30 protein-coding genes are annotated in these 25456 nt (G+C 70.2%); 14 read left to right on the forward strand and 16 right to left on the reverse strand.

The window, feature by feature from the left end:
* The first annotated feature begins 82 nt into the window (after positions 1 to 82).
* The gene (locus AC1C2U_RS09015; protein ID WP_495361403.1) at positions 83 to 1351 is read left to right on the forward strand and encodes an FAD-dependent monooxygenase; all 1269 of its coding nucleotides are present in this window, start codon (positions 83 to 85) and stop codon (positions 1349 to 1351) included.
* 19 nt (positions 1352 to 1370) lie between these two features.
* Here AC1C2U_RS09015 and AC1C2U_RS09020 read toward each other — a convergent pair whose 3' ends face one another.
* The 3 genes from AC1C2U_RS09020 to AC1C2U_RS09030 all read right to left on the reverse strand — a co-directional run bounded on the left by AC1C2U_RS09020 (position 1371) and on the right by AC1C2U_RS09030 (position 3611).
* Complete coding sequence (locus AC1C2U_RS09020; RefSeq protein ID WP_495361968.1) at positions 1371 to 2030, reverse strand: DUF2306 domain-containing protein; 660 nt, start codon at positions 2028 to 2030, stop codon at positions 1371 to 1373.
* 97 nt (positions 2031 to 2127) lie between these two features.
* Entirely contained in the window at positions 2128 to 2667 is a 540-nt protein-coding gene (locus tag AC1C2U_RS09025) for a hypothetical protein (RefSeq protein ID WP_495361404.1), read from the reverse strand.
* Positions 2664 to 3611 (reverse strand): LssY C-terminal domain-containing protein, encoded by a 948-nt coding sequence (locus AC1C2U_RS09030; RefSeq protein WP_495361405.1) that lies wholly within the window; start codon positions 3609 to 3611, stop codon positions 2664 to 2666. Before AC1C2U_RS09030 ends, AC1C2U_RS09025 begins: the two co-directional genes overlap by 4 nt.
* 42 nt (positions 3612 to 3653) lie before the next feature.
* Here AC1C2U_RS09030 and AC1C2U_RS09035 point away from each other — a divergent pair, with 42 nt between their 5' ends.
* The 6 genes from AC1C2U_RS09035 to AC1C2U_RS09060 all read left to right on the forward strand — a co-directional run bounded on the left by AC1C2U_RS09035 (position 3654) and on the right by AC1C2U_RS09060 (position 9301).
* Positions 3654 to 4865 (forward strand): cysteine desulfurase-like protein, encoded by a 1212-nt coding sequence (locus AC1C2U_RS09035; RefSeq protein ID WP_495361406.1) that lies wholly within the window; start codon positions 3654 to 3656, stop codon positions 4863 to 4865.
* Between the two features lie 73 nt (positions 4866 to 4938).
* Positions 4939 to 5712 (forward strand): isocitrate lyase/PEP mutase family protein, encoded by a 774-nt coding sequence (locus AC1C2U_RS09040; RefSeq protein WP_495361407.1) that lies wholly within the window; start codon positions 4939 to 4941, stop codon positions 5710 to 5712.
* Between the two features lie 193 nt (positions 5713 to 5905).
* Complete coding sequence (locus AC1C2U_RS09045; protein WP_495361408.1) at positions 5906 to 6805, forward strand: ATP-binding cassette domain-containing protein; 900 nt, start codon at positions 5906 to 5908, stop codon at positions 6803 to 6805.
* Positions 6802 to 7632 carry an ABC transporter permease gene (locus AC1C2U_RS09050; RefSeq protein WP_495361409.1) on the forward strand — a complete coding sequence of 277 codons (831 nt, stop codon included), beginning with the start codon at positions 6802 to 6804 and terminating at the stop codon, positions 7630 to 7632. Before AC1C2U_RS09045 ends, AC1C2U_RS09050 begins: the two co-directional genes overlap by 4 nt.
* A gap of 7 nt (positions 7633 to 7639) precedes the next feature.
* Positions 7640 to 8770: a winged helix DNA-binding domain-containing protein gene (locus tag AC1C2U_RS09055; protein WP_495361410.1), complete on the forward strand. Its 1131-nt coding sequence runs from the start codon at positions 7640 to 7642 to the stop codon at positions 8768 to 8770.
* Positions 8771 to 8920: 150 nt separating this feature from the next.
* Positions 8921 to 9301, forward strand: coding sequence for a DUF1304 domain-containing protein (locus AC1C2U_RS09060; RefSeq protein WP_495361411.1), 381 nt, complete (start codon positions 8921 to 8923; stop codon positions 9299 to 9301).
* Between the two features lie 27 nt (positions 9302 to 9328).
* Here the strand turns inward: AC1C2U_RS09060 and AC1C2U_RS09065 are convergent, their stop codons facing one another.
* The 8 genes from AC1C2U_RS09065 to AC1C2U_RS09100 form a co-directional block, all read right to left on the reverse strand.
* On the reverse strand, positions 9329 to 9703 hold the full coding sequence (locus tag AC1C2U_RS09065; protein ID WP_495361412.1) for a hypothetical protein: 375 nt from the start codon (positions 9701 to 9703) through the stop codon (positions 9329 to 9331).
* A gap of 99 nt (positions 9704 to 9802) precedes the next feature.
* Complete coding sequence (gene hemL / locus AC1C2U_RS09070) at positions 9803 to 11236, reverse strand: glutamate-1-semialdehyde 2,1-aminomutase (RefSeq protein ID WP_495361413.1); 1434 nt, start codon at positions 11234 to 11236, stop codon at positions 9803 to 9805.
* The gene (hemB, locus tag AC1C2U_RS09075; protein WP_495361414.1) at positions 11233 to 12231 is read right to left on the reverse strand and encodes a porphobilinogen synthase; all 999 of its coding nucleotides are present in this window, start codon (positions 12229 to 12231) and stop codon (positions 11233 to 11235) included. Before hemB ends, hemL begins: the two co-directional genes overlap by 4 nt.
* Before the next feature lie 41 nt (positions 12232 to 12272).
* Entirely contained in the window at positions 12273 to 13067 is a 795-nt protein-coding gene (locus AC1C2U_RS09080) for a uroporphyrinogen-III synthase (protein WP_495361969.1), read from the reverse strand.
* Between the two features lie 14 nt (positions 13068 to 13081).
* Positions 13082 to 14035: a hydroxymethylbilane synthase gene (hemC, locus tag AC1C2U_RS09085; protein ID WP_495361415.1), complete on the reverse strand. Its 954-nt coding sequence runs from the start codon at positions 14033 to 14035 to the stop codon at positions 13082 to 13084.
* Positions 14032 to 15195: a ferrochelatase gene (locus tag AC1C2U_RS09090; protein ID WP_495361416.1), complete on the reverse strand. Its 1164-nt coding sequence runs from the start codon at positions 15193 to 15195 to the stop codon at positions 14032 to 14034. The genes hemC and AC1C2U_RS09090 overlap by 4 nt, the downstream gene beginning before the upstream one ends.
* Positions 15195 to 15932 (reverse strand): hydrogen peroxide-dependent heme synthase, encoded by a 738-nt coding sequence (hemQ, locus tag AC1C2U_RS09095; RefSeq protein ID WP_495361417.1) that lies wholly within the window; start codon positions 15930 to 15932, stop codon positions 15195 to 15197. The genes AC1C2U_RS09090 and hemQ overlap by 1 nt, the downstream gene beginning before the upstream one ends.
* A 90-nt stretch (positions 15933 to 16022) precedes the next feature.
* Complete coding sequence (locus tag AC1C2U_RS09100) at positions 16023 to 16574, reverse strand: MarR family winged helix-turn-helix transcriptional regulator (protein WP_495361418.1); 552 nt, start codon at positions 16572 to 16574, stop codon at positions 16023 to 16025.
* Between the two features lie 76 nt (positions 16575 to 16650).
* On the opposite strand from AC1C2U_RS09100, the gene idi reads away from it, so the two are divergent.
* Genes idi through AC1C2U_RS09135 form a run of 7 tightly spaced genes read left to right on the forward strand, consistent with a single transcriptional unit; the run spans position 16651 to position 22295 of the window.
* On the forward strand, positions 16651 to 17214 hold the full coding sequence (gene idi / locus AC1C2U_RS09105; RefSeq protein WP_495361420.1) for an isopentenyl-diphosphate Delta-isomerase: 564 nt from the start codon (positions 16651 to 16653) through the stop codon (positions 17212 to 17214).
* Positions 17211 to 18284, forward strand: coding sequence for a polyprenyl synthetase family protein (locus tag AC1C2U_RS09110; RefSeq protein WP_495361421.1), 1074 nt, complete (start codon positions 17211 to 17213; stop codon positions 18282 to 18284). The genes idi and AC1C2U_RS09110 overlap by 4 nt, the downstream gene beginning before the upstream one ends.
* On the forward strand, positions 18281 to 19219 hold the full coding sequence (locus AC1C2U_RS09115; RefSeq protein WP_495361423.1) for a phytoene/squalene synthase family protein: 939 nt from the start codon (positions 18281 to 18283) through the stop codon (positions 19217 to 19219). The genes AC1C2U_RS09110 and AC1C2U_RS09115 overlap by 4 nt, the downstream gene beginning before the upstream one ends.
* Positions 19216 to 20781, forward strand: a complete 1566-nt coding sequence (crtI, locus tag AC1C2U_RS09120) for a phytoene desaturase family protein (protein ID WP_495361424.1) — start codon at positions 19216 to 19218, stop codon at positions 20779 to 20781. The genes AC1C2U_RS09115 and crtI overlap by 4 nt, the downstream gene beginning before the upstream one ends.
* Positions 20778 to 21113 (forward strand): lycopene cyclase domain-containing protein, encoded by a 336-nt coding sequence (locus AC1C2U_RS09125; protein WP_495361426.1) that lies wholly within the window; start codon positions 20778 to 20780, stop codon positions 21111 to 21113. The genes crtI and AC1C2U_RS09125 overlap by 4 nt, the downstream gene beginning before the upstream one ends.
* Complete coding sequence (locus AC1C2U_RS09130) at positions 21110 to 21418, forward strand: lycopene cyclase domain-containing protein (RefSeq protein ID WP_495361427.1); 309 nt, start codon at positions 21110 to 21112, stop codon at positions 21416 to 21418. Before AC1C2U_RS09125 ends, AC1C2U_RS09130 begins: the two co-directional genes overlap by 4 nt.
* Positions 21408 to 22295: a prenyltransferase gene (locus AC1C2U_RS09135; protein WP_495361428.1), complete on the forward strand. Its 888-nt coding sequence runs from the start codon at positions 21408 to 21410 to the stop codon at positions 22293 to 22295. The genes AC1C2U_RS09130 and AC1C2U_RS09135 overlap by 11 nt, the downstream gene beginning before the upstream one ends.
* Before the next feature lie 52 nt (positions 22296 to 22347).
* On the opposite strand, the gene AC1C2U_RS09140 is transcribed toward AC1C2U_RS09135, so the two are convergent.
* The 5 genes from AC1C2U_RS09140 to AC1C2U_RS09160 are packed head-to-tail and all read right to left on the reverse strand — an operon-like array spanning position 22348 to position 25390.
* Positions 22348 to 23478: a class I SAM-dependent methyltransferase gene (locus tag AC1C2U_RS09140; RefSeq protein ID WP_495361429.1), complete on the reverse strand. Its 1131-nt coding sequence runs from the start codon at positions 23476 to 23478 to the stop codon at positions 22348 to 22350.
* Positions 23479 to 23517: 39 nt separating this feature from the next.
* Complete coding sequence (locus tag AC1C2U_RS09145) at positions 23518 to 24210, reverse strand: GntR family transcriptional regulator (protein WP_495361430.1); 693 nt, start codon at positions 24208 to 24210, stop codon at positions 23518 to 23520.
* Between the two features lie 44 nt (positions 24211 to 24254).
* Positions 24255 to 24566 (reverse strand): DUF3618 domain-containing protein, encoded by a 312-nt coding sequence (locus AC1C2U_RS09150; RefSeq protein ID WP_495361431.1) that lies wholly within the window; start codon positions 24564 to 24566, stop codon positions 24255 to 24257.
* Positions 24550 to 24957: a phage holin family protein gene (locus AC1C2U_RS09155; protein WP_495361432.1), complete on the reverse strand. Its 408-nt coding sequence runs from the start codon at positions 24955 to 24957 to the stop codon at positions 24550 to 24552. Before AC1C2U_RS09155 ends, AC1C2U_RS09150 begins: the two co-directional genes overlap by 17 nt.
* A gap of 19 nt (positions 24958 to 24976) precedes the next feature.
* Positions 24977 to 25390, reverse strand: a complete 414-nt coding sequence (locus AC1C2U_RS09160; protein ID WP_495361433.1) for a hypothetical protein — start codon at positions 25388 to 25390, stop codon at positions 24977 to 24979.
* Positions 25391 to 25456 lie beyond the last annotated feature (66 nt).

Below are 25456 nucleotides of genomic sequence, written 5' to 3' on the forward strand. Positions count from 1 at the left end.
TAGACGTTTGTACTAGACATACGTCCAAACCTCTGTTAGACATATGTGCAAGACGAACGTCTCACGACTGAAAGGCAGAACGATGACCACCATCGACACCACTCCGCACATCCTGATCTCCGGCGGCGGCATCGCCGGGCATGCCCTCGCCCTGCAGCTCGTGCGCAGCGGCATCCGCACCACCGTCGTCGAGCGGGCCGACGCACCGCGCGCCGGCGGCCAGGCCGTCGACCTCCGCGGCGCGAGCCGCGAGGTCGCCGAGCGCATGGGACTCCTGCCCGGCATCCAGGCGCGGCAGCTGCACGAGCTCGGGCTCTCCTACGTCGACGGCGCCGGCCGTGTGTTCGGCCGCATGTCGATGGAGGACTTCGACGGCAAGGGCGCGGTCGCCGAGATCGAGATCGCCCGCGGCGACCTCGACGAGGTCCTGCGTGATGAACTCACCGTCGCGAGCGACATCGCCCCGGGCCTGCTCGACCTCCGCTACGGGGACCGCATCACCGCCCTCACCCAAGACGCCGATGGCGTCGACGTCGCCTTCGAACACGCCCCGGCCGAGCGATTCGACCTGGTCGTTGGCGCCGACGGCGTGCACTCCGCGACCCGCCGCCTCGCCTTCGGCCCCGAGGAGGAGTACTCGACATATCTCGGCGGCTATACGGCGTTCTTCACGCTCCCGACCCCCGCCGACGTGCAGCCGGGCTGGTTCTCGATGCGGTTCGTGCCGGGCGCGACCTTCGGCATCCGCCCCGACTTCGACCCCTCGACCTCCATGGCGATCGTCACGCTGCGCATCGACCGCGACCCCGCGTTGCGCGGCGATCGGGCCGCGCAGGAGGCGCTGATCCGCCGATCCCTCGAGGGTGCCGGGTGGCACGCCCCCACGGTGCTCGAGGCCATGCCCGGGGCATCCGACTTCTATTTCGATGAACTCGCGCGCATCGACGTGCCCGAGGCCGCGAACGGCCGCATCGCACTCATCGGCGACGCCGGCTCGTGCGGCTCGCCGATGTCGGGCATGGGCACTGCGACCGCACTCATCGGCGCTTACCTGCTCGCCGCCCGCATCGCCGAGACACCGGGCGACCTCGTCGCCGCAGCACGACGCTACGCGACCGACATCCTGCCGTTCGCCGAGGCCGGCAAGAAGGTCATGGGCGGTGGCATCGAGCGGATGGTGCCCACCAATCGGTTCGAGGCCGTGATGTCGCGAGCGATGACAGGCCTCATGCTCTCCAAGGCGGCCCGGCCGATCGTGAAGCGCATGTTCGCCGCGAACCAGGCCGAACTCCCCCTGCCCGTCACGGCGCCGGCGCCCGCCCTCGCGGCCGTGGCTGATGGGGTGCGTTGAGCCGGCGGGTCGCTTCGCGTCACGTCGCCACGCGCACACGCGCAGTCCGCGGCAACCCGTCTTCGTTCGGCCTCCACCAGAGCCAGAGCTCGCCGGCGATCACGTGCATCGAGAGCCCGAGCCAGAACGCGGGCGCGAAGCTCTGCTCCAGCGAGAGGATCTGGAACCCCGCGAAGATGCCGACCCACACGCGGATCATGCCGACGCCGAGGCCCACCGCGAAGGCCCGGATCATCCAGCGCCGATGCATCCGCACGTTGCCCGCCCTGATCGCCCGGAAGGCGAGCCCGAGCGAGACCAGGAACCACGAGCCGAACACCGCTGCCGCGAGCGACTGCCACGCCCCTCCGTACGAGAACGGCACCCCGAAGGCGAGCGCGAAGACCCCGCTCACGAGTCCGAAGGCGAGCAGCACGCGGCCGAATCGGCGGTGGAACGTGAAGTGCCGCTCGCGGAACCGCCGCCAGAGCTGCAGCGGCGCGCCCAACAGGTAGATCACGCCCGGCACGATGTGCAGGTAGGCGAGCCAAGGGCTCACGACGTAGCGCAGTTCGAAACTGTCGCCCTCGGCCGGAGTGCCGGTGACGATCAGCGGCCCATCCGTACCGAACCTGATGCCCGCGAAGACGAGCACGATCGCAATCAGCAGGAAGATCGCCGCCCACATCGTGATCTCCACCGCGCGCAAACCGCGACCTCCTCCGGCCGGACGCTCGCCCGTCGCTGGCGCTCAGGCTACTCCCGGGCACGCCGCCGAACCAAGTACTTTTCGAGGATTACTCGCTTCGCTCACGACGAGGTCGCGGCCGGGGCCCGGGCCGCCGTGCGTACGCCCGCGCATTTCGACTCGACAGTGCGAGCAGCACGAGGATGTCGAGGGCGAGCGTGATGAGCGTCGTGCGCAGCGTGATCTCGGTGTCGGTGCCGAAGTAGTCGAACGCCGACCACGTGATGCTGATCGTCGCGAAGATCATCACCGTGATGCGCGCCGAGTTGCTGCCGCGGAAGATCAGCAGGGCGAGCGCCAGCTCGACCGCGAGCACGATGCCGCCGATGACGAGCACCACCGTGAGTCCGAGACTCGAGGCCGCCTCTGCAGCTTCGTCGGAATCGAGCGGCACCCCAAGATCCTCCACGAGCACACGTCGCCACAGCACCGCGAGCGAGATGAGCCAGACGATGCCCGCGAGCACCCGGCAGACGACGAGGATCGCGCCGAACACCGTTGCGGTCGGGCGCTGCATCGACGGCGGCACCGGTCGCGGACTGACGAGCTGCGCCGGCGACTCGAATGCCGGGCGCTTCTCGACGCTCATCGCCCCGCCTCCGTCGCACTCGGTGAACGCGTCTCGATGGCAGGCGGGGGCTCAGCGGCATCCGCTGTCTCGATCGCGACGACCGGTACCGCGCTGACGTCGACGACCGGGAGGTCGCCATCGGTGCGGATCGAGTCACCGCCCCCGTTGCGGGAGTGGTACCCCGTCGAGAAGTCGGCGAGTACGTCGACGCGCGCCGCCGGATTCGCCGCGATGATCGTGGCGACGATGTGGTCGCGCTCGATGTCGATGTCGGCGTCGATCTTGTGCGTCACCTGCAGGGTGAACAGCGAGAAGCCCACCGCGCGGTCGAAGGTGCCGGCCGCGAGCCAGTCGACCCGGCGCCCGCCCGGCAGGAGCCACCCGTCGGGCGTGCGCCAGAACCGCACGTGGTGTCGGCGCGCCGGATTGCCCTCGACCTCCTGCTGATACGCGAAGTCCTGCTGCCGCCCGAAGAGGAAGAGCGGGCTGACGGGCGCCTCGTCGTAGCTGCGGCGGGTGATCGTCGACGCGATGATGCGCCAGCTCGACGCTCCCGTCACGTTGTCGGCGCGGGTCCAGCCGGCCGTGCGCAGCGCAGCGTGCAACGACCCTTCATCGCCGTCGAACGCGAGGTTGACCGGGTCTCCGAGCAGCCCGTCACTCGTGCGCGCGCGCCCGATGAAGTAGTCGGGCACGTAGATCGTCGTGAGGATGCGATGCAGTCGGGGCAACACGAGATAGGCCAGCACGAGCCAGAACACCAGGAAGAAGGCGATGCCGAACCAGCCGAACGCGAAGGACTCGGTCAGCACGAGCCAGGCGAGCCAGACTGCGGCGATTCCCGCATACACGAAGAAGAAGCCGTCGAGCAGCGCGTTGCCCGAGAACCGGCGCCCCCGCACCGGTTCGGCTGTCGCGCCCTCGATCACATCACCGGATGCCCCGGCCCCCGCCTCCGACATGCCCCAATGCTAGCGAGGCCGCGAACTCGCTAGTCTCGCTCCATGGTCTACGACATCGCGCGCATCCGCTCGGAGTTCCCCTCGCTCGAGAGCGGCTGGGCACAGTTCGACGGCCCCGGGGGCACGCAGACGCCGAGGTCGGTGGGTGAGGCCGTGGCATCCGTGCTCACCGGGCCGCTCTCGAACCGCGGCACGATCGGCATCTCCGAGGAGCGCGCCGAGGCCTCGGTGCACGGGTTCCGGCTCGCCATGGCCGATCTCGTCAACGGGCATCCGCGCGGCATCGTGCATGGCCGAAGCGCCACGCAGCTCACGTACGATTTCTCCCGCCACCTCGCGAAGCAGTGGGGCCCGGGCGACGAGGTCGTCGTCACCCGCCTCGACCACGATTCCAACGTGCGCCCGTGGGTGCAGGCCGCCGAGCGCGTCGGTGCGAGCGTGCGCTGGGCCGACTTCGTCCCGGCGACCGGGGAACTGCCCGTCGAAGCGGTCGCCTCGGTGCTCTCCGACCGCACCCGGCTCGTGGCCGTCACCGCGGCATCGAACCTGATCGGCACGATGCCCGACATCCCGGCGATCGCCGCCGCCGCGCACGGGGCAGGCGCGCTCGTGTACGTCGACGGCGTGCACTACACCGCGCACGAGCTGCCCGACATCGAGACGCTCGGCGCCGACTTCTTCACGTGCTCGCCGTACAAGTTCCTCGGACCGCACTTCGGCGTGCTCGCGGCGGCGCCCGAGCTGCTCGAGACCATCGAGCCAGACAAGCTGGCACCGTCGACGAATGTCGTTCCCGAGCGCTTCGAGTTCGGCACCCTCCCCTATGAGCTGCTCGCAGGCGCCACCGCTGCGGTCGACACTTTGGCCGGCCTCGCCGGGACGACGGATGCCGCGAGCTCCCGCCGCGCGAAGCTCGCCGAGTCGTATGCGGCACTGCACGAGCACGAGGCGGTGCTCCTCACGCGCATCGCGTCGGGGCTCGCGGAACTCCCGGGGGTCACCGTGTGGTCACGGGCGTCTCGTCGCACGCCCACGCTGCTCATGACCTTCACCGGCCACGAGGCATCCGACATCACGAGGCTGCTTGCCGAGGGCAAGGTGCTCGCGCCGAGCAGCAACTTCTACGCCCTCGAGGCCTCCCGACGTCTCGGGCTCGGCGATGCCGGCGGGCTGCGGATCGGGCTCGCGCCGTACACCGACGCGAGCGACGTCGAGCGCCTGCTCGAGGGGCTCGACGCGGCGCTCCCCCGCTGAGCACCCCCGCGGGAATCGGACGTCACCGACAGCGGTCGGGTTCCGGCGTCTGCGTGCCGCCTACGCTGAGAGCATGACCCTCGCCGAGACCGCCGCCGAACTCCGCCGCCTGCACACCGACCCCGAGCTCCTCCAGGTGGTGAACGTGTGGGACGTCGTGAGCGCCAAAGCGGTCGCCGCCCTGCCCCAGACCCGGGCGCTCGCCACCGCGAGCCACTCGATCGCCGCGACGTACGGCTATCCCGACGGCGAGCAGATTCCGGTCGAGCTCATGCTCGACATGTGCGGGCGCATCGCGCGAGCCGTCGAGGTGCCGGTCAGCGCCGATCTCGAGGCCGGCTACGGCAACCCTGGCGAGACGATCCGGCGGGCCATCGGCGAGGGCATCGCCGGCGCGAACCTCGAAGACCAGCTCAAGCCGCTCGCCGACTCCGTGGCCGCCGTTGCCGCCGCGGTGGCCGCCGCCGAGGCTGAAGGCGTGCCCTTTGCGCTGAACGCGCGCACCGACGCCTGGCTTCGCGGCCACGAGCGGCCCCGTGCCGTGTGGATGGCCGACGTCATCGAGCGCGGACTCGCCTACCTCGAGGCCGGGGCGACGTGCGTGTTCGTGCCCGGCAACTTCGGCGACGACGTCGTCGATGAACTCACGGCCGGCATCGGCCGCCAGCGGGTGAGCGTCATCGGGCTGCCTGACGTGCCGGCGCCGGCTCGTCTCGAAGAGCTCGGCGTCGCGCGCATCTCCTACGGCCCGTCCACCCAGCGCATCGCACTCGGTGCGTTGCAAGACGTCGCCACGGTGCTCTACGCGGGAGGAGTGCTGCCGCACGGCATCCGCCCGCTGAACTGAGCAGGCGCCGAACCGCGCTGAGCGCGCCGAACGCAGCCGAGGAGCGCCGAACGCAATCCGCGAATCCCCCGCGTGACGGATGCCGCTGCTCCTGTTCGCTCGCTAGGGTGAGCGTGAGGGGCCAGGCCGCCCGGCGCCGTGCGGGGAGTGCGGCCCGAGTCCACCGAGCTCGCCCCCCACGTGAGGAGAACGCATGGCAAGCGGCATCCCCATCGAGATCTCGGGGCTGAGCAAGCACTTCGGCCCAGTGACCGCGGTCGACGACCTGAGTTTCACGGTGGAACCGGGCAAGGTCACCGGATTCCTCGGCCCGAACGGCGCGGGAAAGACGACCACCCTGCGGCTGCTGCTCGGGCTGGAGCATCCCAGCGCCGGCACCGCGACGTTCGGCGGCACGCCGTACAGCGCGCTGCCGAAGCCGCTCGAGACGGTCGGCGCCGCGCTCGATGCGAACTTCCATCCCGGCCGCACCGCACGCAACCACCTCAAGGTGTACGCGACGGCCTCCGGTCTGCCGGCGACCCGGGTGCAGGCGGTGCTCGAGCAGGTCGGCATCGCCGAGTACGCCGACCGGCGCGTCGGCGGGTACTCGCTCGGCATGCGGCAACGACTCGCACTGGCCTACACACTGCTCGGCGACCCGGGTGTATTCGTGCTCGACGAGCCGATCAACGGCCTCGACCCCGAGGGCATCAAGTGGATCCGCGGGTTCCTGCAGAGCCTCGCCCGTGAAGGACGAACGGTGCTCGTCTCCTCCCACCTCCTCAGCGAGGTGCAGCAGAGCGTCGACGAGGTCGTGATCATCGCGAAGGGCCGGCTCATGAAGAGCGGCACACTCGCGAGCCTCGAACTCGACTCGGCGCCGCGTACGATCGCCGACTCCCCCGACCGGTCGGCGCTCGCCGCCGCACTCGACGCCGCAGGGCTCGAGTACACCGAGGGACGCAACGGGTTCATCGTCGCCGAACCCGACCCCGCCCGCGTCGGCCACGCCGCGTTCGTCGGCGGGGTCGAGCTGGCCGCTCTCCACCGACTGAGATCGGGCCTCGAAGAGTCCTTCCTCTCGCTCGTCGGCGGCGGTGAGGAGTCGTGAACTTCGTTCGCGCCGTCGGCGCCGAGTTCCAGAAGGTCTTCACGACCCGCATCTGGTGGCTCCTCGCCATCCTCCTCGCCGCGTACGTCGCACTCATGTCGGGCGGGTTCGGTGCATTCCTCGGCTGGGCGACCGAAAATCCGGATGCCGCGGCATCCGCCGGTGGCAACACCGCACTGCCCCCCGGCATGGACCTCGCGCCGTTGCTCTACAGCTTCGCGTCGTCGATCGGCTACGTCTTCCCGGTGCTGCTCGGAGCCCTCGCCGTCACCGGCGAGTTCAGGCACAAGACGCTCACCCCGACCTTCCTCGCCGAGCCGCATCGCACCGTCGTGCTCGCGGCGAAGTTCGTGTCGCAGCTCGTCATCGGCGCGGGCCTCGGCGTCATCGCGTTCGCGGTCTCCGTCGGAGCCGGTGCGGCGGCACTTGCCGGCTTCGGGCTCGACACGGGCCTCGACTCGAGCGACACGTGGGCGCTCATCGGGCGCGGCGTGCTGGCGATGGCGCTCTGGGGCGCGATCGGCGTGGGGCTCGGCGTGCTCGTGACGAACCAGGTCGCGGCGATCGTCATCGTGATCGCATTCACCCAGTTCGTCGAACCGATCCTGCGGCTGGTCGCCTCGCTCAGCGATGTGACGGCCTCGATCGGCCGGTTCCTCCCGGGCGCCGCGAGCGACGCGCTCGTCGGGGCATCCTTCTACAACATGGCCTCGCTCGGGGCGAGTGACAGTCTCGAATGGTGGCAGGGCGGTCTCGTGCTGCTCGGCATCGCCATCGTCGCCACGGTCATCGGCGGGGCAACCACCTGGCGTCGAGACGTGACGTAGAGGCGGCATGAGGGTGGAACTCGACGAGTTGCGCCGGGTCCGGCTGCAGGTGCAGGGGTTGCGCGATGTACACGCGGCGTCGGCTCCCGATGTGGTGCGCCGCTTCGTCGCGGTGCAGTCGCAGGAGTTCGTACCGGCCCAGTGGGGCCTCGCGATGCGGGTGCCGATCGAGCAGCGCCCCGACCTCGCGGCCGTCTCCGCCGCGCTCGACCGCGGTGAGATCCTGCGCACGCACGTGCTGCGGCCGACGTGGCATTTCGTCGACCCGGCGGATGCGCGGTGGCTCCTGGAGCTCTCGGCCGAGCGGGTGCATCGGACGAATGCCACGTACTACCGGCGCACGGGCGTCGACGGCGACGCCGCCGCCCGAGCCCTCGACGTCATGGCCGAGTCGCTCGCGGGCGGGCATCGCACCCGCGCCGAGCTCGCCGCAGCACTCGAGGCAGCCGGGCACCCGTCGTCGGGTCTCGGCTTCACCTACGTGCTCATGCTCGCCGAGCTCGAACGGGTCGCGATCAGCGGGGCGAACGTCGGCAAGCAACGCACGTATGCGGCGTTCGACGAGCGGGTGCCTGCGTCGGCTCAGAAGACGCGGGATGCCGCGCTCGTCGAGCTCGCTGCACGGTTCATCCGCTCACGCGGGCCCGTGACCGACCGTGATTTCTCAGCCTGGTCGGGGTTCACGCTCGGCGACACCCGCCAGGCCTTCGCCGCGATAGTCGATGCGAGCGACGGCCGCATCGAGACCGTCGAAGTCGACGGGGCGACGCACTGGCACGACGCGGAGGTGACGGCGGCGAGCACGACGGCGACGGCCGCGCGGGCGACAGCGATCTTCGACCTGCTGCAGGCGTACGACGAGTACATCATGGGGTACGCGGCACCCCGCACGTTCCTGCAGCCGCCCGGCCGCGCCGATCCAGTGCACCCCGAGTTTCCGCTGCACGCGCTGATGATCGATGGCGTCATGGTCGGTCGCTGGGCACCCGTCACCGCCGAGCGGCGTGCCGTCGTCAAGCTCGTGCCGTGGCGGGCGTTCTCCGCTCGCGAGGAACGGGCGCTCGCGGCATCCGTCGCCGAGGTCGAGCGCTTTCTCGGCGTGCCCACGACGACCGAACGTGAGCCGCTCCCGAGGTAGCACCGGTGGGTCTCGGCGGGTACCCGGCGTGTACCCGGCTGTGTCTCGGCGTGGAAACCTGTGTTCCCGAATCCGTGTGCCGGAATCGGACGACATATCCCCACTCGAAGGGTCGGGCGCACGACGCCTCGAACGCGCTACGATCGCGGCATGGCCGTCATCGGAAGCGTGTTCGTCGCCCTCGCTGCGCTGCTGCACGGCTACATCTTCCTCATGGAGAGCGTCTGGTGGACCAGGCCCTCGACGTGGAAGCGCTTCGGCGTCGCCGACCAGGCTGCCGCCGACACGACGAAGCCGATGGCGTACAACCAGGGCTTCTACAACCTGTTCCTCGGCATCGGCGCGACGCTCGGCATCGCGCTCTACTGGGCGGGCGCGATGCCCGTTGGCAAGACGCTCGTGCTGTTCACGACCGCGACCATGGTGCTCGCCGCCGCGGTGCTCACGACGACCGGTCGAGGCTACCTGAAACCGGCGCTCGTGCAGGGCACGCTGCCGCTCATCGGCTTCGTGCTCTTCGCCTTCGCCTGAGCGATGCGAGCGGATGCCTCGGCGGACTCAGTCGGCGTCGGGCGCGTCGGGCGGCACGGCGAGCTTCAACCGGTCGATGAGCTCGCCGGCGTGATTGGTGCTCAGGATGATGCGCGTGAACTCCCCGGCGGCGAGCTCGAGCACGACGGCCTGGCGCTTGCCCTTGACGATGACGAAGTCGGTGCCACCGTGGTACTTCCACACTCCGACCGCGACGACGAGCGGGATCTCGGTGCCGCGACGACGGATGCCGCGGATCCAGATCCACGGGTCGTCGGTGACGGTCGCCGAACGGATGTCGACGCGCTGCACCACGAGGTCATCGGCACGGAGCGCGAGCGTCTTCTCGGCCGTGGTGAGATGAACCTCGATCCGGTCGGTGTGCACGCGGAGCTTCGCCATGCTTCCATCCTGCCCGAGACCCTCGCCTCACGACGTGTCGACGCCCCACAAACGAGTAACGGGTTTGATGCACGGAACCGCAGAAACCAGCTCAGCTGGTTACGACGGGCGAGCGGATGCCGCTGCTCGCGCCGCGGCCGGCAGCGCGTCGAGCACCCGTGCGATCGCCGTGTCGTCGTGCGCCGCAGTGACGAACCACGCCTCGAAGACCGACGGCGGCAGCGAGACGCCCGCGTCGAGCATGGCGTGGAAGAACGGGGCGTAGCGCCACGACTCCTGCCGCAGCACCGTGGTGTAGTCGCGCACCTCGCCCGACGCCGCCTCCTCGCCGAACACGAAGCTGAAGAGGTTGCCCGCGCGCTGCACGCGGTGCGCGACGCCCGCAGCATCGAGCGCGGCGGTGACCGCGTCGCTGATCGTCTCGGCAGTCTCATCGAGCCGGCGGTACACCGAGGCATCCGCTGCCCTGAGTGTCGCGACGCCCGCCGCGACCGCGACGGGGTTCCCCGACAGTGTGCCCGCCTGGTAGACGGGGCCGAGGGGGGCGAGCTGATCCATGATCTCGGCACGGCCGCCGAGTGCGGCGACCGGCATGCCGCCGCCGATGACCTTGCCGAACGTCATGAGATCGGGCGTGTAGTCAGTGCTCGCCGAGCCGGTCGTAGTGCTCGCCGAGCCGGTCGTAGTGCTCGCTGAGCCGGTCGAAGCGCTCGCCGCCTCGAGACCCCACCAACCGGCGGCCGAGACGCGGAAGCCGGTCAGCACCTCGTCGGAGATGACGAGCGATCCGTTGGCATGCGCGAGTTCGACGACCGCGCGGTTGAACCCCGGCGCGGGCGGCACGACGCCCATGTTGGCCGCGGCCGCCTCGGTGATGACGGCGGCGATGCGGTCGCCGTGCTGGGCGAACACCGCGCGCAACGCCTCGAGGTCGTTGTAGGGCACCACGAGCGTGAGCGCTGCGATGTCGGCCGGCACGCCGGCGGAGCCCGGCAGCGCGAACGTCGCGAGACCCGATCCGGCCTCGGCGAGCAACCCGTCGGAGTGACCGTGGTAGTGCCCCGCGAACTTCACGAGCAGGTCGCGCCCGGTGAAGCCGCGGGCGAGACGGATCGCGCTCATCGTCGCCTCCGTGCCGGTGGAGACGAGGCGCAGCTTCTCGACGGGGCCCACGCGCGCCTCGACGAGCTCGGCGAGCTCGGTCTCGACGGGGGTCGAGGCTCCGAACGAGAGGCCGCGCGCCGCGGCATCCGTCACCGCCTCGACGACTCGCGGGTCTGCGTGCCCGAGGATCGCGGGACCCCAGCCGGCGACGAGGTCGACGTACTCGCGCCCCTCAGCGTCGGTGACGTACGGGCCGCGTGCCGACACGAGGAAGCGCGGCGTGCCGCCGACCGAGCGGAACGCCCGTACCGGCGAGTTCACGCCGCCGGGGATCGCGGCCTGCGCGCGAGCGAAGAGTTCGTCGTTCGTGAATCCTGTGGGTTGAGAAGGCGACGAAGGAGCCGACTCGAAACCCTTCGCGAGGGTCATGCGACGTCTCCGTCGCGGATCCACTCGGCGAGCTCGACGGCCCAATATGTGAGCACCGCATCGGCGCCGGCGCGACGGATGCCCCGGACCGATTCGATGACGGCACGCTTGCGATCGATCCAGCCATGCGCGGCGGCGGCCTCGATCATCGCGTACTCCCCCGACACCTGGTACGCCCAGACCGGCACCTCGGATGCCGCGGCGACGTCGGCGAGCACGTCGAGGTAGCTGCCTGCCGGCTTGACCATGACGATGTCGGCGCCCTCGTCGATGTCGATCATCGCCTCGCGGAGCCCCTCACGACGATTGCCGGGATCGAGCTGGTAGCTGCGGCGGTCGCCCTCGAGGGTCGACTCGACCGCCTCGCGGAAGGGACCGTAGAACGCGCTCGCGTACTTCGCCGAGTAGGCGAGGATCGCCGTGTGCTCGTGGCCGCCATCGTCGAGCGCGTCGCGCACGGCAGCGACCTGGCCGTCCATCATGCCCGAGAGGCCGAGCAGCTCCGAGCCGGCGCGCGCCTGCTCGAGGGCCATCGCCGTGTACCGCTCGAGCGTCGCATCGTTGTCGACTCGGCCCTGCTCGTCGAGCACGCCGCAGTGGCCGTGATCGGTGAACTCGTCGAGGCAGAGGTCGGTCTGCACCACGAGTCGGCCGGCGGATGCCTCGGCGGCGATCCTCGTTGCGACGTTCAGGATGCCGTCGGGGTCGGTGGCACCGGAACCGCGCGCGTCGCGCACCTCTGGCACGCCGAACAGCATGACGCCGCCGATGCCCGCGGCCGCGGCATCCGACACCGCCTGCGGCAGGCTCTCGAGCGAGTGCTGCACGACTCCCGGCATCGAGCCGATCGGCACCGGGGCGGTCACGCCCTCGCGCACGAACATCGGGAGCACGAGCTCAGCGGAATGCAACCTGGTCTCGGAGACGAGCCGGCGCAGCGCCGGGGTCTCGCGCAGTCGGCGCGGGCGGACACGGGGAACGGGCGTGGAACTCACCCGACCAGCCTACGTCGCGGGCGCTGTGCGAGAGCCGGGCGTCAAGCCTTCGCGGTTACCGCGTCGACGACCGCGTCGATGAGGGATTCGGCGGTGCGCTCGCGCGCCACGACATCGACGCGGAGGCCCACCTGGGCAGCGTCCTTCTTCGTCTGCGGACCGATGGCCGCGACGAGGATCGACTCGGGGATCGGCCCGAGCTGCTGCTGCACCTGCTCGGCCACACTGCCGGATGTCACGAGCACGGCGTTGACCCGGCCAGAGCGCACATCGTCGGCGACCTTCGCCGACACCGGCACGCCCACGGTGCGGTACGCCACGACGGCCTCGACGTGATGACCGACGCGGGCGAGCCCGATCGAGAGCACCTGCTTGGCGATCGCCGAACGCAACGCGAGCACGCGAAGACCCAGTCGGCCCTCGGTCGCCGCCTCCCACTCCTCGAGTAGGCCGCGCGCAGAGTTGTCTTCGGATGGCACGATGTCGGCGTGGTACCCGGCTGCGACGAGAGCGGCAGCGGTGGTCTCGCCGACCGCTGCGACTTTCGTCGTCTCAGGGATGACCGCGTCGTAGGTCGAGAGCACGTCGACGGTCGTCGCGCTCGTGATCGTGACCCAATCGAAATCTCCGGCGGCGAGCTTCGCGAGTGCGGCTTCGAGGGCGGGCTGGTCATCGGTCGGCGCGAAGTTGATCATCGGCGCGATCACGGGCGAAGCGCCGCGCGCACGCAATGCTGCGGCGACACCGTCGCCCCAGGGCCCACCGCGCGGCACGAGCACTCGCCAGCCGGCGAGTGGCTTGCCGGCCGAAACAGGCAGGTTGATGGCACCCGTCATCGATTCGAATTCGCTCACAGCGACTCCTCAGGTGGTGCAAGTTCGGCGGCGCCGTTGCCGAGGAGTTCCGCGACGACGCGTTCAGCGACCTCGCGCGCCGCATCCGCCAAGTCGGCGGCCGAGCGGCTGTCGGGGGTGGCCGCGTGCGAGCTCGCGAGCTGCCGGGTCCCGTCGGCACTGTACACGGTCGCCGTCAGGAACAGAAGTTCGTCCTCCATGAACGCTGCGGCACCGATGGGGGCCGAACAACCGGCTTCGAGGCCCGCGAGAACCAGGCGCTCGGCGAGCACGGTCCCCCGTGTCAGCTGGTGATCGATCGCCTCGAGCGCGCGCTCGAGTGCATGGTCACCGGCCTCTCGCCGCACCTCGAGGGCGAGGGCGCCTTGGCCCGGGGCGGTCGGCCAGTCGCCGAGCGGGAGGAGATCGGTCGCGGCATCCGATCGCCCGAGGCGACCGAGACCCGCGGCAGCCAGGATCACGGCGTCGAGCTCACCCGACTCGACCTTGCCGAGGCGGGTGTCGATATTACCGCGAATGTCGACGGCCACCACGTCGGGGCGGGCGGCGGCGAGCTGCGCGATTCGTCGCGGCGACCCGGTGCCGACGCGTGCGCCCTCGGGCAGCGTCGCGAGCGTGAGCCCGTCACGCGCGCACAGGGCGTCGCGCGCGTCGGCGCGCTTCGGCACGGCTCCGAGCCGGAGCCCCTCGTGCTCGGCGGTCGGCAGGTCTTTCAGCGAGTGCACGACGATGTCGCACTCTCCGGCGAGGAGCGCCTCGCGAAGAGCGGCGGCGAACACGCCCGTGCCGCCGATCGTCGCGAGCGACGCCCGCGAGGTGTCGCCCTGCGTCGTGATCGGCACGAGTTCGATCTCGGCCTTCGCGGCCTTGCCGAGCCGCTCGGCGATCTGGCGGGTCTGGGCCATCGCGAGCGCACTGCCCCTGGTGCCGACGCGAATGACGGCGGTCATCGCGAGGTCGCCCCGCTCGCTGAGCCCGCGCCGCCCTGAGCCTGCGGTGTCCTGAGCCTGTCGGAGGGTCGAAGGGTTGAAGCGAGCCCCGTGGGTTCGCGCCCTTCGGCGAGCTCAGGGGACGACGAGACGACGGAACCTCCGACGATGCGCGCGTGGTCGGGCCATGGCCCCAGGGTCGTGAGGTGCGGTCGCTCGGCGGAGGAGACGTCATTGACACGCTCGAGCACGAGGTCGACGAGACCCGACACGTACGCGGGGTGCACACCGGGCGTCGGCGCACGACGGACCTTCAGCCCGTGCTCACCGGCGGACGCGACGGCCTCGTTGTCGAGGTCCCACATGACCTCCATGTGGTCGCTGACGAACCCGAACGGCACGATCACGATCGCGTCGGTGCGGCCGCCCGCTGCAAGCTCGCCGATCGCGTCGTTGATGTCGGGCTCGAGCCACGGGGTGCGCGGGTCGCCCGAGCGCGATTGGTAGACGAGCGACCATGGCGATTCGGGCGCGGCGGCTTCGCCGATGATGGATGCCACGGCCAGGTGCTGCGCGACGTACGCACCGCCCTCGCCGAACCCCGGCCCCGACGCCGTCGCAGCGGCGGTGGGGATCGAATGGGTGACGAAGAGCACGTGGATGCGTTCGGGCGCGACGCCCTCGGCCGTGAGTTCCGCCGCGGCATCCGTCACGCCCTCGATGAAGGGCCCGACGAACCCGGGGTGATCGAAGTACTCGCGCACGCGGTCGATCGCGACACCCGTGCCGGCGGTGGCCTTCTCGAAGTCTTCACGGTACTGGCCGACGCCCGAATAGCTCGTGTAGGCGCTCGTGACGAGACCGAGCAGCTCGGTGTGGCCGTTGGCCTCGGCCTCGCGCACCACGTCGCCGAAGTACGGCGCCCAGTTGCGGTTGCCCCAGTACACGGGTAGCTCGATGCCGCGTGCGGCGAGTTCGGCCTCGAGTGCGGCCTTCAACCGCCGGTTCTGCTCGTTGATGGGGCTCACCCCGCCGAAGTGGCGATAGTGGTGGGCGACCTCCTCGAGCCGCTCGTCGGGGATGCCGCGACCGGCGGTGACGTTGCGGAGGAACGGGATGACATCGTCTTGACCCTCGGGGCCGCCGAACGATGAGAGCAGGATCGCGTCGTAGTGCGCCATTACTGCAGCACCTCGATGAGTTCGGCCGTCGTGACGCGACGGCCGGTGTAGAACGGCACCTCTTCGCGCACGTGGCGGCGCGCGTCGGTGGCGCGCAGCTCGCGCATCAGGTCGACGAGTTCGGTGAGCTCGTCGGACTCGATCGGCAGCAGCCACTCGTAGTCGCCGAGCGCGAAGGCGCTGACGGTGTTGGCGATGGCGCCGCGGAACGCCGCGCCCTTGCGGCCGTGGTCGGCGAGCATGCGACTGCGCTCATCGCCGGGCAGGAGGTACCACTCGTAGCTGCGCACGAAGGGGTAGACCGTGAGCCAGGCCTTCGGTTCGATGCCGCGCAGGAATCCGGGCACGTGCGCCTTGTTGAACTCGGCGTCGCGGTGCACGCCCATGGCGTTCCACGTCGGCAGGAGGTGCTTCAGGATGCGAGCGCGGCGCAGCTCGCGGAGCGCCCACTGCAGGCCCTCGGCGGTCGGGCCGTGCAGCCACAACATGACGTCGGCGTCGGCGCGGAGGCCGGAGACGTCGTAGATGCCGCGGAGGGTGACACCTTCGTTCTCGACGAGCGCGATGACGCCGTCGAGTTCGTCGACGATACGGGGCACGTCGTGGCCGTCGTAGTCATCGGGCTTCGCCGGGTCCCTGCGGAGCACGGCGAACACCGTGAACCCCTCTGGAGACTCGCCGGCTTCGGATTCTGGACGGAGCGCGTCGGCTGCCGCTTCGGCAGCGGGGGAAGACATGCCTCCAGTCTCCCTCTTTCCTCCTGAACGGCCAAAAGGGGCAGGCGGGGTGGACGTACGGGCATCCGCAGCTCGAGGGGACGCACCCGTTCAGTCCTGATCGAACTCGGTCGCGCTGAGCGCGTCGAGGAAGCGGATCACGACCTCGCGTTCATCCGAGGTGAGCTCGGCGGCCGTCGCGAATCGTCGTGCGTGCTGCCGTCCGACCGACGCGCGGGCGACGATGCGCGTGGCGTCCGTGACCGAGATGGCGAGCGCCCGTCGATCGGTCGGATGCGGCGCCCGCACCACGTGATCGCCGCGCTCGAGCCGATCGAGGAGCTTCGTCGTCGACGCGCTCGAAATACCGAGGTACTCGCTGAGCGCCCCGGCAGTGACGATCTCGCCCTGGTTCCGAGCGGCGATGAGGAACCGCAGGGCGCGCATGTCGGTTGCATTGAGCTTCATGTACCGGCGCGAGGCCTCGCTCATGCGGCGTTCGGTCTCGTGCCATCCTCGCAGGCTCTGCATGACGCGGACGATCTGGTCGACGTGCTCGTCGTCGAGGCCGGCGCGGCTGACGAGCTGCTCGTCGCGGTCGGAGATGCGGGGGTCGTGCATCGCGGCGGCGATGTCGTGCCGGGGCTCCCGCTCAGTTGCCATGGAGTAATTCTAGCCAGTAATGTATATTTCTCGCTAAGCTACCTACTAGCCGAAGCACCAAAGATTGGAGACCAGCATGACCCTCAGCGACATCGAAGAGGTCGTGCTGCTCGACGTCGACGATCGGCCCATCGGCCGGGCGCCCAAATCGAGCGTGCACGGCGCCGACACCGCACGCCATCTCGCGTTCTCCTGCCATGTGTTCAACGAGCGTGATGAGCTCCTCGTCACCCGGCGCGCCCTCACGAAGCAGGCATGGCCCGGCGTCTGGACCAACTCGTTCTGCGGCCACCCGGCGCCCGCCGAGACACTCGTGCACGCGATCCGCCGCCGCGGCGACTTCGAACTCGGCCTGGCCCTCGACCGCATCGAGCCGGTGCTCCCCTTCTTCCACTACCGGGCGACGGATGCCTCGGGTGTCGTGGAGAACGAGCTGTGCCCCGTCTACACGGCGTACACGAGCTCGGTGCCCGAGCCGCACCCGGCCGAGGTCATGGACTACGCATGGGTCCATCCCCGACAGCTCGCGCCGGCGATCGAGCACGCGCCGTGGGCGTTCAGCCCGTGGCTCGTGCTGCAGGCGCAGTTGCTGCCCTTCTTGGGCGGCTCGCTCGAGCAGCGCGGGGCGATCGCCTCATGATCGGCACGACCCTCGACCGGCCGCTGGAACGCGGCGGCGGCACGTCCGTCGAGCTCGATGGTGTCCTCGACGAGTTCTTCGCCGCCCGCCTCGCGCGCGCGGGAGCGCACGGTGACGCCTACGTGCGCCTGTGGGAGGCTGCGCGCGATGGGGCGACCGGCGGCAAGCGCATCCGGCCGGATCTCGTGCTCGCCGCCCACGCGGCGTTCGCCGGCACTCCCACGACGGAGGCCGTGCGTCTCGCCGCTGCCTTCGAGCTCCTGCACACCGCCTTCCTCATGCACGACGACGTCATCGACCACGACCTCGTGCGCCGAGGGGCGCCGAACGTCGCGGGTCTCTTCGCGCTCGACGGCGTCGGCCGAGGACTGTCGAGCGCCCGTGCACACGAGTACGGAGAGGCATCCGCGATTCTCGCCGGCGACCTGCTCATCAGCGGCGCACACCGCTTGATCGCCGAGCTCGATGCACCGCGAACCGTACGCAGCTCCCTGCTCGAGATCATCGACGAGGGCGTCTTCCTCGCCGCGGCCGGCGAGCACGCCGACGTGCGCCATGCCGGCGCTGCACCCGGCGAGCGCGACATCCTCGCGATGATCGAGAACAAGACGGCGTCGTACTCGTTCAGCGCGCCCCTGCAGGCCGGGGCGGTGCTCGGCGGCGCCTCCGCAGCCGCCGTCGCTCGGCTCGGCGAGATCGGCCGGCACCTCGGCGTCGCCTTCCAGTTGCGCGACGACGTGCTCGGCGTCTACGGCACCATGGCGATGACCGGAAAGACGACCCTCGGCGACCTGCGGGAGGGCAAAGAGACCCTGCTCGTCGCGTACGCGCGCGAACACGCGAGCTGGGCGGCCGTCGCAGATGACTTCGGCCGCCCCGAGCTCGATGAGGAGGCCGCGGCGAGACTTCGCACAACGATCGAGACGAGCGGCGCCCGCGAGAGGGTCGAACGGCTCATCGACGCGCGCTGCGGCGATGCGGTCGACGCCATCGCCGCGGCACCGCTGCCGCAGCACCTTCGAGACGGGCTGACGGCGACGGCTCGGGAGTGCGTGGAGCGCGCCCGATGACGGCGCCGACGAGCGGGCTCGCCCTCTACGACCGCACCGCGCGCCTCGGCTCCGCCCAGGTGATCTCGCACTACTCCACCTCGTTCGGCCTCGCGAGCCGATTGTGCTCTCGCCCGGTGCGCGCCCACGTGGCCGATATCTACGCACTCGTGCGCATCGCCGATGAGATCGTCGACGGCCCAGCCGAAGAGGCGGGTCTCGGGCCGGCCGAGCGCCGCGCGATGCTCGACGCACTCGAGGCGGAGACCGAGCAGGCCGTCGCCTGCGGGTACAGCTCGAACCTCATCGTGCACGCCTTCGCGCAGACCGCGCGCACCACGAACTTCGGCATCGAGCTGACCCGCCCGTTCTTCGCCTCGATGCGACGCGACCTCGACCCCGTCGACTTCGACGACGCCGAGCTGCGCGAGTACGTGTACGGCTCGGCCGAAGTGGTCGGCCTGATGTGCCTGCGCGCGTTCAGCGAAGGGCTGCCCGCCGATGCGAATCGGGATCAGCGCTGGCAGCGCGGCGCCCGGCACCTCGGCGCCGCATTCCAGAAGGTCAACTTCCTGCGCGATCTCGCTGACGACTACGAATCGCTCGGACGTCGCTACTTCCCCGGCATCGACCCGGCGCACCTGGGCGAGGCCGAGAAGACGAGACTGCTCGACGACATCGACCGCGACCTCGCGATCGCCGGCCAGGTCGTTCCCGAACTGCCGGGCGGATGCCGCAGGGCCGTCGCCGCAGCGCACGCACTGTTCTCCGCGCTCTCCGAGAGGCTGCGTCGCACGCCGGCGAGCGAGCTGCTCATCACCCGGGTGCGAGTGCCGACTGCGCAGAAGCTCCTGCTGCTCGCGCGTGCCGCCGGGTCGCGGTCCGGGTCGCAGTCCGGATCCCGTTCGCGGTCGCCCGAGGCCGTGCGCCCTCCGGCCCCCGAGGCCGGGACATGAGCCGGGTCGCCGTCATCGGCGCCGGCATCGCGGGCCTCGCGACTGCCGCGCTGCTCGCCCGCGACGGCCACGAGGTGACCGTCTACGAGACGCACGACTCGGTCGGGGGTCGAGCCGGGCGGTGGGACGCCGCGGGCTTCCGCTTCGACACGGGCCCGTCGTGGTACCTCATGCCCGAAGTGTTCGAGCACTTCTACCGTCTGATGGGCACGAGCGCCGCCGCCGAGCTCGAGCTCGAGCGACTCGAGCCCGGCTACCGGGTGTTCTTCGAGCGTCATGACGACCCCCTCGACGTGGTCGCCGACCGGGCACGGGCCGCCGCGGCATTCGAAGCGATCGAACCCGGCGCCGGCAGAGCGCTCGAGCGCTACCTCGACTCGGCAGAGGAGACCACGCGGCTCGCGCTCGACCATTTCCTCTACAACGACTTCTCGTCGCCGGGCACGTTGCTCGTGCCGCCGGTGCTGCGGCGGCTGGGCCGTCTCGGCCGCCTGCTGCTGCAACCGCTCGACCGGTTCGTCGCCCGCCGCTTCCGAGACGGGCGCTTGCGGCAGGTGCTCGGCTATCCCGCCGTCTTCCTCGGTACCTCGCCGTCGGCGGCACCGAGCATGTACCACCTGATGAGCCACTTCGACCTCGACGACGGGGTCTTCTACCCCCTCGGCGGGTTCCGCGAAGTCATCGACAGCGTCGCGCGGTTGGCGCAGCAATCCGGCGCTCGCATCGTGACGGGGGCTCGGGTGACGCAGATCCAGGTCGAAGCGGCGGCGGCTCGCGGCATCCGCTACCAGGATTCGCAGGGCGTCGAGCATTCGGTCGAGGCCGATCTCGTCGTCTCCACCGCCGACCTGCACCACACCGAGACGGCGTTGCTGCCGGCCGAGTCGCGCAGCCGGTCGGATGCCTCATGGCGCCGCGCCGACCCTGGGCCGAGCGCCGTACTCGTGATGCTCGGCGTGCGGAGCGGATTGCCGCAGCTGCTGCACCACAACCTGCTCTTCACCGAGGACTGGGCGGAGAACTTCGACCGCATCTTCGGCGCGGACCCGTCGGTGCCCGACCCGGCCTCGCTCTACGCGTGCAAGTCGAGCGCGACCGACCCGTCGGCGGCGCCCACCGGCGACGAGAACCTGTTCGTACTCGTGCCGGTTCCGGCCGACCCCGGCATCGGGCGTGGCGGCATCGATGGCGCCGGTGATGAGGCCGTCGAGCGCATCGCCGATGCGGCTATCGCGCAGATCTCGGCGTGGGCCGACATCCCCGAGCTCGCCGAACGCGTGATCGTACGCCGCACCGTGGGGCCGGGCGACTTCGAGTCGGAGTTCAACTCGTGGCGCGGTTCTGCACTCGGGCCGGCGCACGTGCTCCGGCAGAGCGCGTTCCTGCGCGGGCGTACGACTTCGAAGACGGTGCACGACCTCTACTTCGCGGGCGCGACCACCGTTCCCGGCATCGGGCTGCCCATGTGCCTCATCAGCGCCGAGCTCGTGGCGAAGGCCATGCGCGGCGATCGCAGTGCAGGGCCGCTCGTCGAGCCTGCGGTGCGGAGCGTGCCGGCATGAACCTCGCCTACCTCGGTGTGCTGCTCGGCGGCATCGCGTGCATGGTGCTGCTCGACGTGCGTTTCCATCTGGTGTTCGGTGCGGCCGGCCGGCGCTGGCACGCGACCGTCGTACTCGCCGCCGGTCTCGTCTTCTTCCTCGCGTGGGATCTGGCCGGCATCGGCCTCGGCATCTTCCACAAGGCCGAGAACACCGTGAGCACCGGCATCCTGCTCGCACCGGAACTGCCTCTCGAGGAGCTCGTGTTCCTCACCTTCCTCTGCTATCTCACGCTCGTGCTCTACACCGGCGTCGTGCGCCTGATCGCGGCGAAGGAGGCGGTACGCCGGTGACCTACCTGCTGCTCTCGGCGGTCTTCCTCTCGGTGGCCATCGTCGTCGCGGCGCCCGGGTGGCGACGTGCACCGCGCGGCCACGGGCGAGCGGTCGTGATCTCCGCGCTCGTACTCGTGGTGCTGACCGTCGCCTTCGACTCGATCATGATCGGGGCGGGCCTGTTCGACTACGCCGATGCGCACATCTGGGGGGCTCGTCTCGGACTCGCACCCATCGAGGACCTCGCGTATCCCGTCGCCGGGATCCTGCTCCTCAGCGGACTGTGGAACCTCCTCGGAAGGCGGCCGACCGATGCCGACTGACACCCGCCGACGGAGCGCGGTCGCCGACCTCCTCACCGCCTCCCGCCCGCTCAGCTGGGTGAACACCGCGTTCCCGTTCGCGGCCGCGTACCTGCTCACGACCCGCGAGGTCGATGTCGCCTTCATCGTGGGCACCCTGTTCTTCCTCGTGCCCTACAACCTCGCGATGTACGGGGTGAACGACGTCTTCGACTACGCATCGGATGCCGCGAACCCGCGCAAGGGCGGCGTCGAGGGCGCGCTGCTCGTGCCCGGCCGACACCGGCTCACGATCATCGCCGCGATCGCGACGTGCGCACCCTTCGTCGTGGTGCTCGTCGCGCTCGGTGGGCCGGCATCGTGGGCGGTGCTCGCGGTGAGTCTCTTCGCGGTCGCCGCGTACTCGGTGCCGGGGCTACGGTTCAAGGAGGTGCCATTCCTCGACTCGCTGACCTCGAGCGTGCACTTCGTGAGCCCTGCGGTCTACGGGCTCGTGCTTGCCGGCGCGGCGTTCACGCCGCCGCTCCTCGCAGTGCTGCTCGCCTTCCTGGCGTGGGGTGTCGCGAGCCACGCGTTCGGAGCGGTGCAGGATGTGGTGCCCGACCGGGCGGGCGGCATCGCCTCGATCGCGACGGTGCTCGGCGCCCGCCGCACGGTGCAGTTCGCGATCGGCGCGTGGACACTCGCGGGGCTGCTCATGCTCGCGACGTCGTGGCCCGGGCCGCTCGCGGCCCTGCTCGTGGTGCCGTACCTCGCCGTGGCAGCACCCTTCACGGACGTCACCGATGCCTCATCGGGGCGCGCGAACGCCGGCTGGAAGCGATTCCTCGGCATCAACTACGTCGTCGGGTTCCTCGTGACGTTACTGCTCATCTGGTACGCCGCCATCATGGCCTGAGCCGGTCCGCCTCCGACGATTTCGGGGGCTCGCGGATGCCGCGACTGCCCGTTCAGCGCAGGAGCCGCGTGAACCGGAACGACGCGAAGCCCTCGATCGGCAGCTCTTCGATGCCCGCGAAGCCCGCCTCCCTCGCATACCGCTCGAGGGTCGACTGCCGCATCACCGTGCCGGTGCCGACCGACCCGGGCGTGGAGAGACTGTCGGGCAGGCACATGAAGAGGCTGTACCCGTACATGATCCGCTCCGTCTCGTCGCCGTCGGGCGCGAACTCGGTTGCGACGGCCTCGTCCATGATCACGACCACGCCGTCGGGGCGTGCGGCGCGTCGGATCGCCTCGAGCACCTCGACCGGTCGCGGCATGTCGTGGAGCGCCTCGAAGACGAATACGGCGTCGAAGACGGCTTCCTCGGGGAGCGCCTCACCGGCGACGTGATGGAACCGAACGCGATCGGCCACTCCCGCCGCCTGCGCATGTTCCCGCGCCGCCGTGATCGAGGGCTCGTCGATGTCGAACCCCTCCACACGAGCGTCCGGATACCCTTGCGCGATCCCGATCGCCGACCAGCCGTGTCCACTGCCGACATCCGCGATCCGGGCACCTGGGCGTGAGAGCACCGAGTTCACTGAGGGAACGCCGGCGAGCTCGAGCGCGAGCTGCCGCAGGAACCACGGGCGGTTGATGTCGCCCTGCGCGTCGCGGGCATCGTCGCCGAGCTGCGCCCACGAGACCCCGCTGCCCGTTCGGTACGCGTCGAGCAGTGCAGGGAGCTGGCCTGCCGTCGCTGCGAAGAACCGACCGAGCGGCGCGAGGTAGTCGAGCGAGTCGGCGTCGACGAGCACCTCGGCGTGCGCGGGCGGCAGGGTGAACCGGCGGGCGGATGCCGCTGCGTGCGCATCATCGACGGTGAGGATGCCGCTCACGGCCTGATGCTCGAGCCATTCGAGCGCGTAGCGCTCGTGGGTGCCGGTGCGCGCGGCGAGTGTCGGCGCGTCGAGCGGCCCGCCCGCGGCGAGGGCGCGATACCAGCCGAGACGATCGCCGAGGTAGATGCTGAGCAGTTCGATGCCGCCGAGAGCCGATGCGAAGATGCGGTCGGCGAATGCCGTCACCGCGCCTGCTTCACCGTGGGCAGTTGTGGCCTTGGAGTTCTGTTCCGGGGAGTTCTGTTCCGGCACCATCGTCGAGTCCTTTCGATCGACCGGCGCGAAGCCGGAATCCTACTCGCCGACGAGCAGCCGCGTCGAGTGCTCGAGGTGCTCGCGTAGCGCAACCGGCCCGCGCGTGGGCAGCTCGTCGAGCAGGGCGCGGTGCTCGGTGATGAGGCTTTCGAGCGTGTAGTGCGGGCGCACGTGCAGGAGGAACAGCAGCAGTTCGCTGCCGAGGGCGGCGTGGGCCTCGATGATGCGGGGGCTTTCGGATGCCGCGACGATCGCCCGATGGAAGTCGGCGTGAATGCGCTCGACCTCGAGCCAGTCGACTGCGGCGCTGGTATCACCGCCGGCGGGCGCAGACCGGTCGAGGGCGTCGAGCCGGTCGAGGGCGTCGCGCGCCGGGGCCAGCACCGACTCGGGCCACGCTTCGCCGTTGCGCACGCCCACGATGCGAACCGCCTCGACCTCGAGCGCCGCACGCAGCTGCTGCAGCGCGATGACGTGGGGGCGATCGAAACTCGCCACGCGCACCCCCCGGTAAGCCTCGGCGACAACGAGGCGCTCGGCCACCAACCGCTGGAACGCCGCGCGCACGGTGTGTCGCGACACGGCGTACAGCTCGGATGAGGCTTCTTCCCGAAGCGGGGAGTCGGGTGGGAGCACCCCGCTCAGGATGTCCGCGCGCACGAGACCCGCGACCCGATCGACCGCGGTCTCTGCTGCGGCCGGGCCACCCGCCTCGCGTCGTGACGTCGGCACCGGGGCATCCGCTCGCTCTGGTTCGCCCTGAATCGTCGGCGCGCTCAGTCGAGCTTCGAGCGCACGACGAGCCAGACAGTGACGCCGACGACGGCGACCAGGCCCACGGCGGCGGCGATCGCGGCGACGGGCTGCTCGTCAGCGAACCGGCGCAGTCTCACCTTCGCCTGTTCGGCCTTGATGCCCGCCTGCTTCGGCACGTTGAGCTTGTCTTCAAGGGCGTTGAGAGTCTCGGCGAACTCGGCACGCGCCCGTTGCGACGCGACCTTGGCCTGCATGCGCGTGAGGTTGCGCTCGCGAGTGGCGGCGTCGCGCTTCGAGGGGTGGGGTCCGTTGGCGTCAGTAGCGGCGGTCATAGTCACCCGTTCCCTTCAGGGCGTCGAGGTCGGCCTTCAGGCTCTCGACCGACTCGAGGGGCTCTGAGCCCCGCTTGAAGTTGATGTAGGCGATCCAGAGCAGGATGACGATGATCAGCAGCAACGCGCCGGAGACGGTGAGTGCCGCGGCCCACGCGGGCATCACGAGCGCGAGCGCGAAGATGCCCGTGACGATCAGCGTGAAGAGCAGGAAGACGCCGACGACAGCGGCGCCGGCGACGAGGCCGGATCCGATGCCGAAGTGCTTGACCTTGTATGAGACCTCGGCCTTGATCTGGTCGATCTCGGCACGCACGAGCGCCGAGATCGTGTCGGGCAGTTCGCCGATCAGGGTGAAGAGCGATCGGTCGTCGTTCGAGGGTGCGGTCATCGCGCGGTCACCTCCACGTTCACGAGTCGGATGTCGCGGGCTTGGCCTTGCCCTTGGCCGCGGTGCCGCGCGTGGCTGCCGGCTTACGGGCCGACTTGGCTGTACTGCTCGACGCGGCCTTCGCGGTCTTCGCGGTCTTCGAGACGTTCGCCTTCGCGGTCTTCGCCGTAGTGTCGACGTCGCGCTTGGTCGCGCCCGAGCCTCGAGTGGCGTTTCCGATGAGCGACTTCACGCCGTCGAGCACTGTGCCGGAGAGATCGCCGACCTTTTCGGCCGCGAACCCCTTGACGGTGTCGACGCCCTGCTGCACGGCGGGCGTGTTCCACACGCCCTCGGCCGCCTTTCGAATCTGCTCGTAGCGCTCACGACCGGCTCGCGTACCGAGCACGTAGCCGATTCCGAGCCCCACGACGAAGAGGATCTTGCCTTTCATGTGCACCCCATCTCCCCCTGTGATTCACCACAGTGACGTTTCCAGCGTAGACCCCGCATCAATCGG

Source organism: Agromyces sp. Y575, from assembly GCF_059445445.1.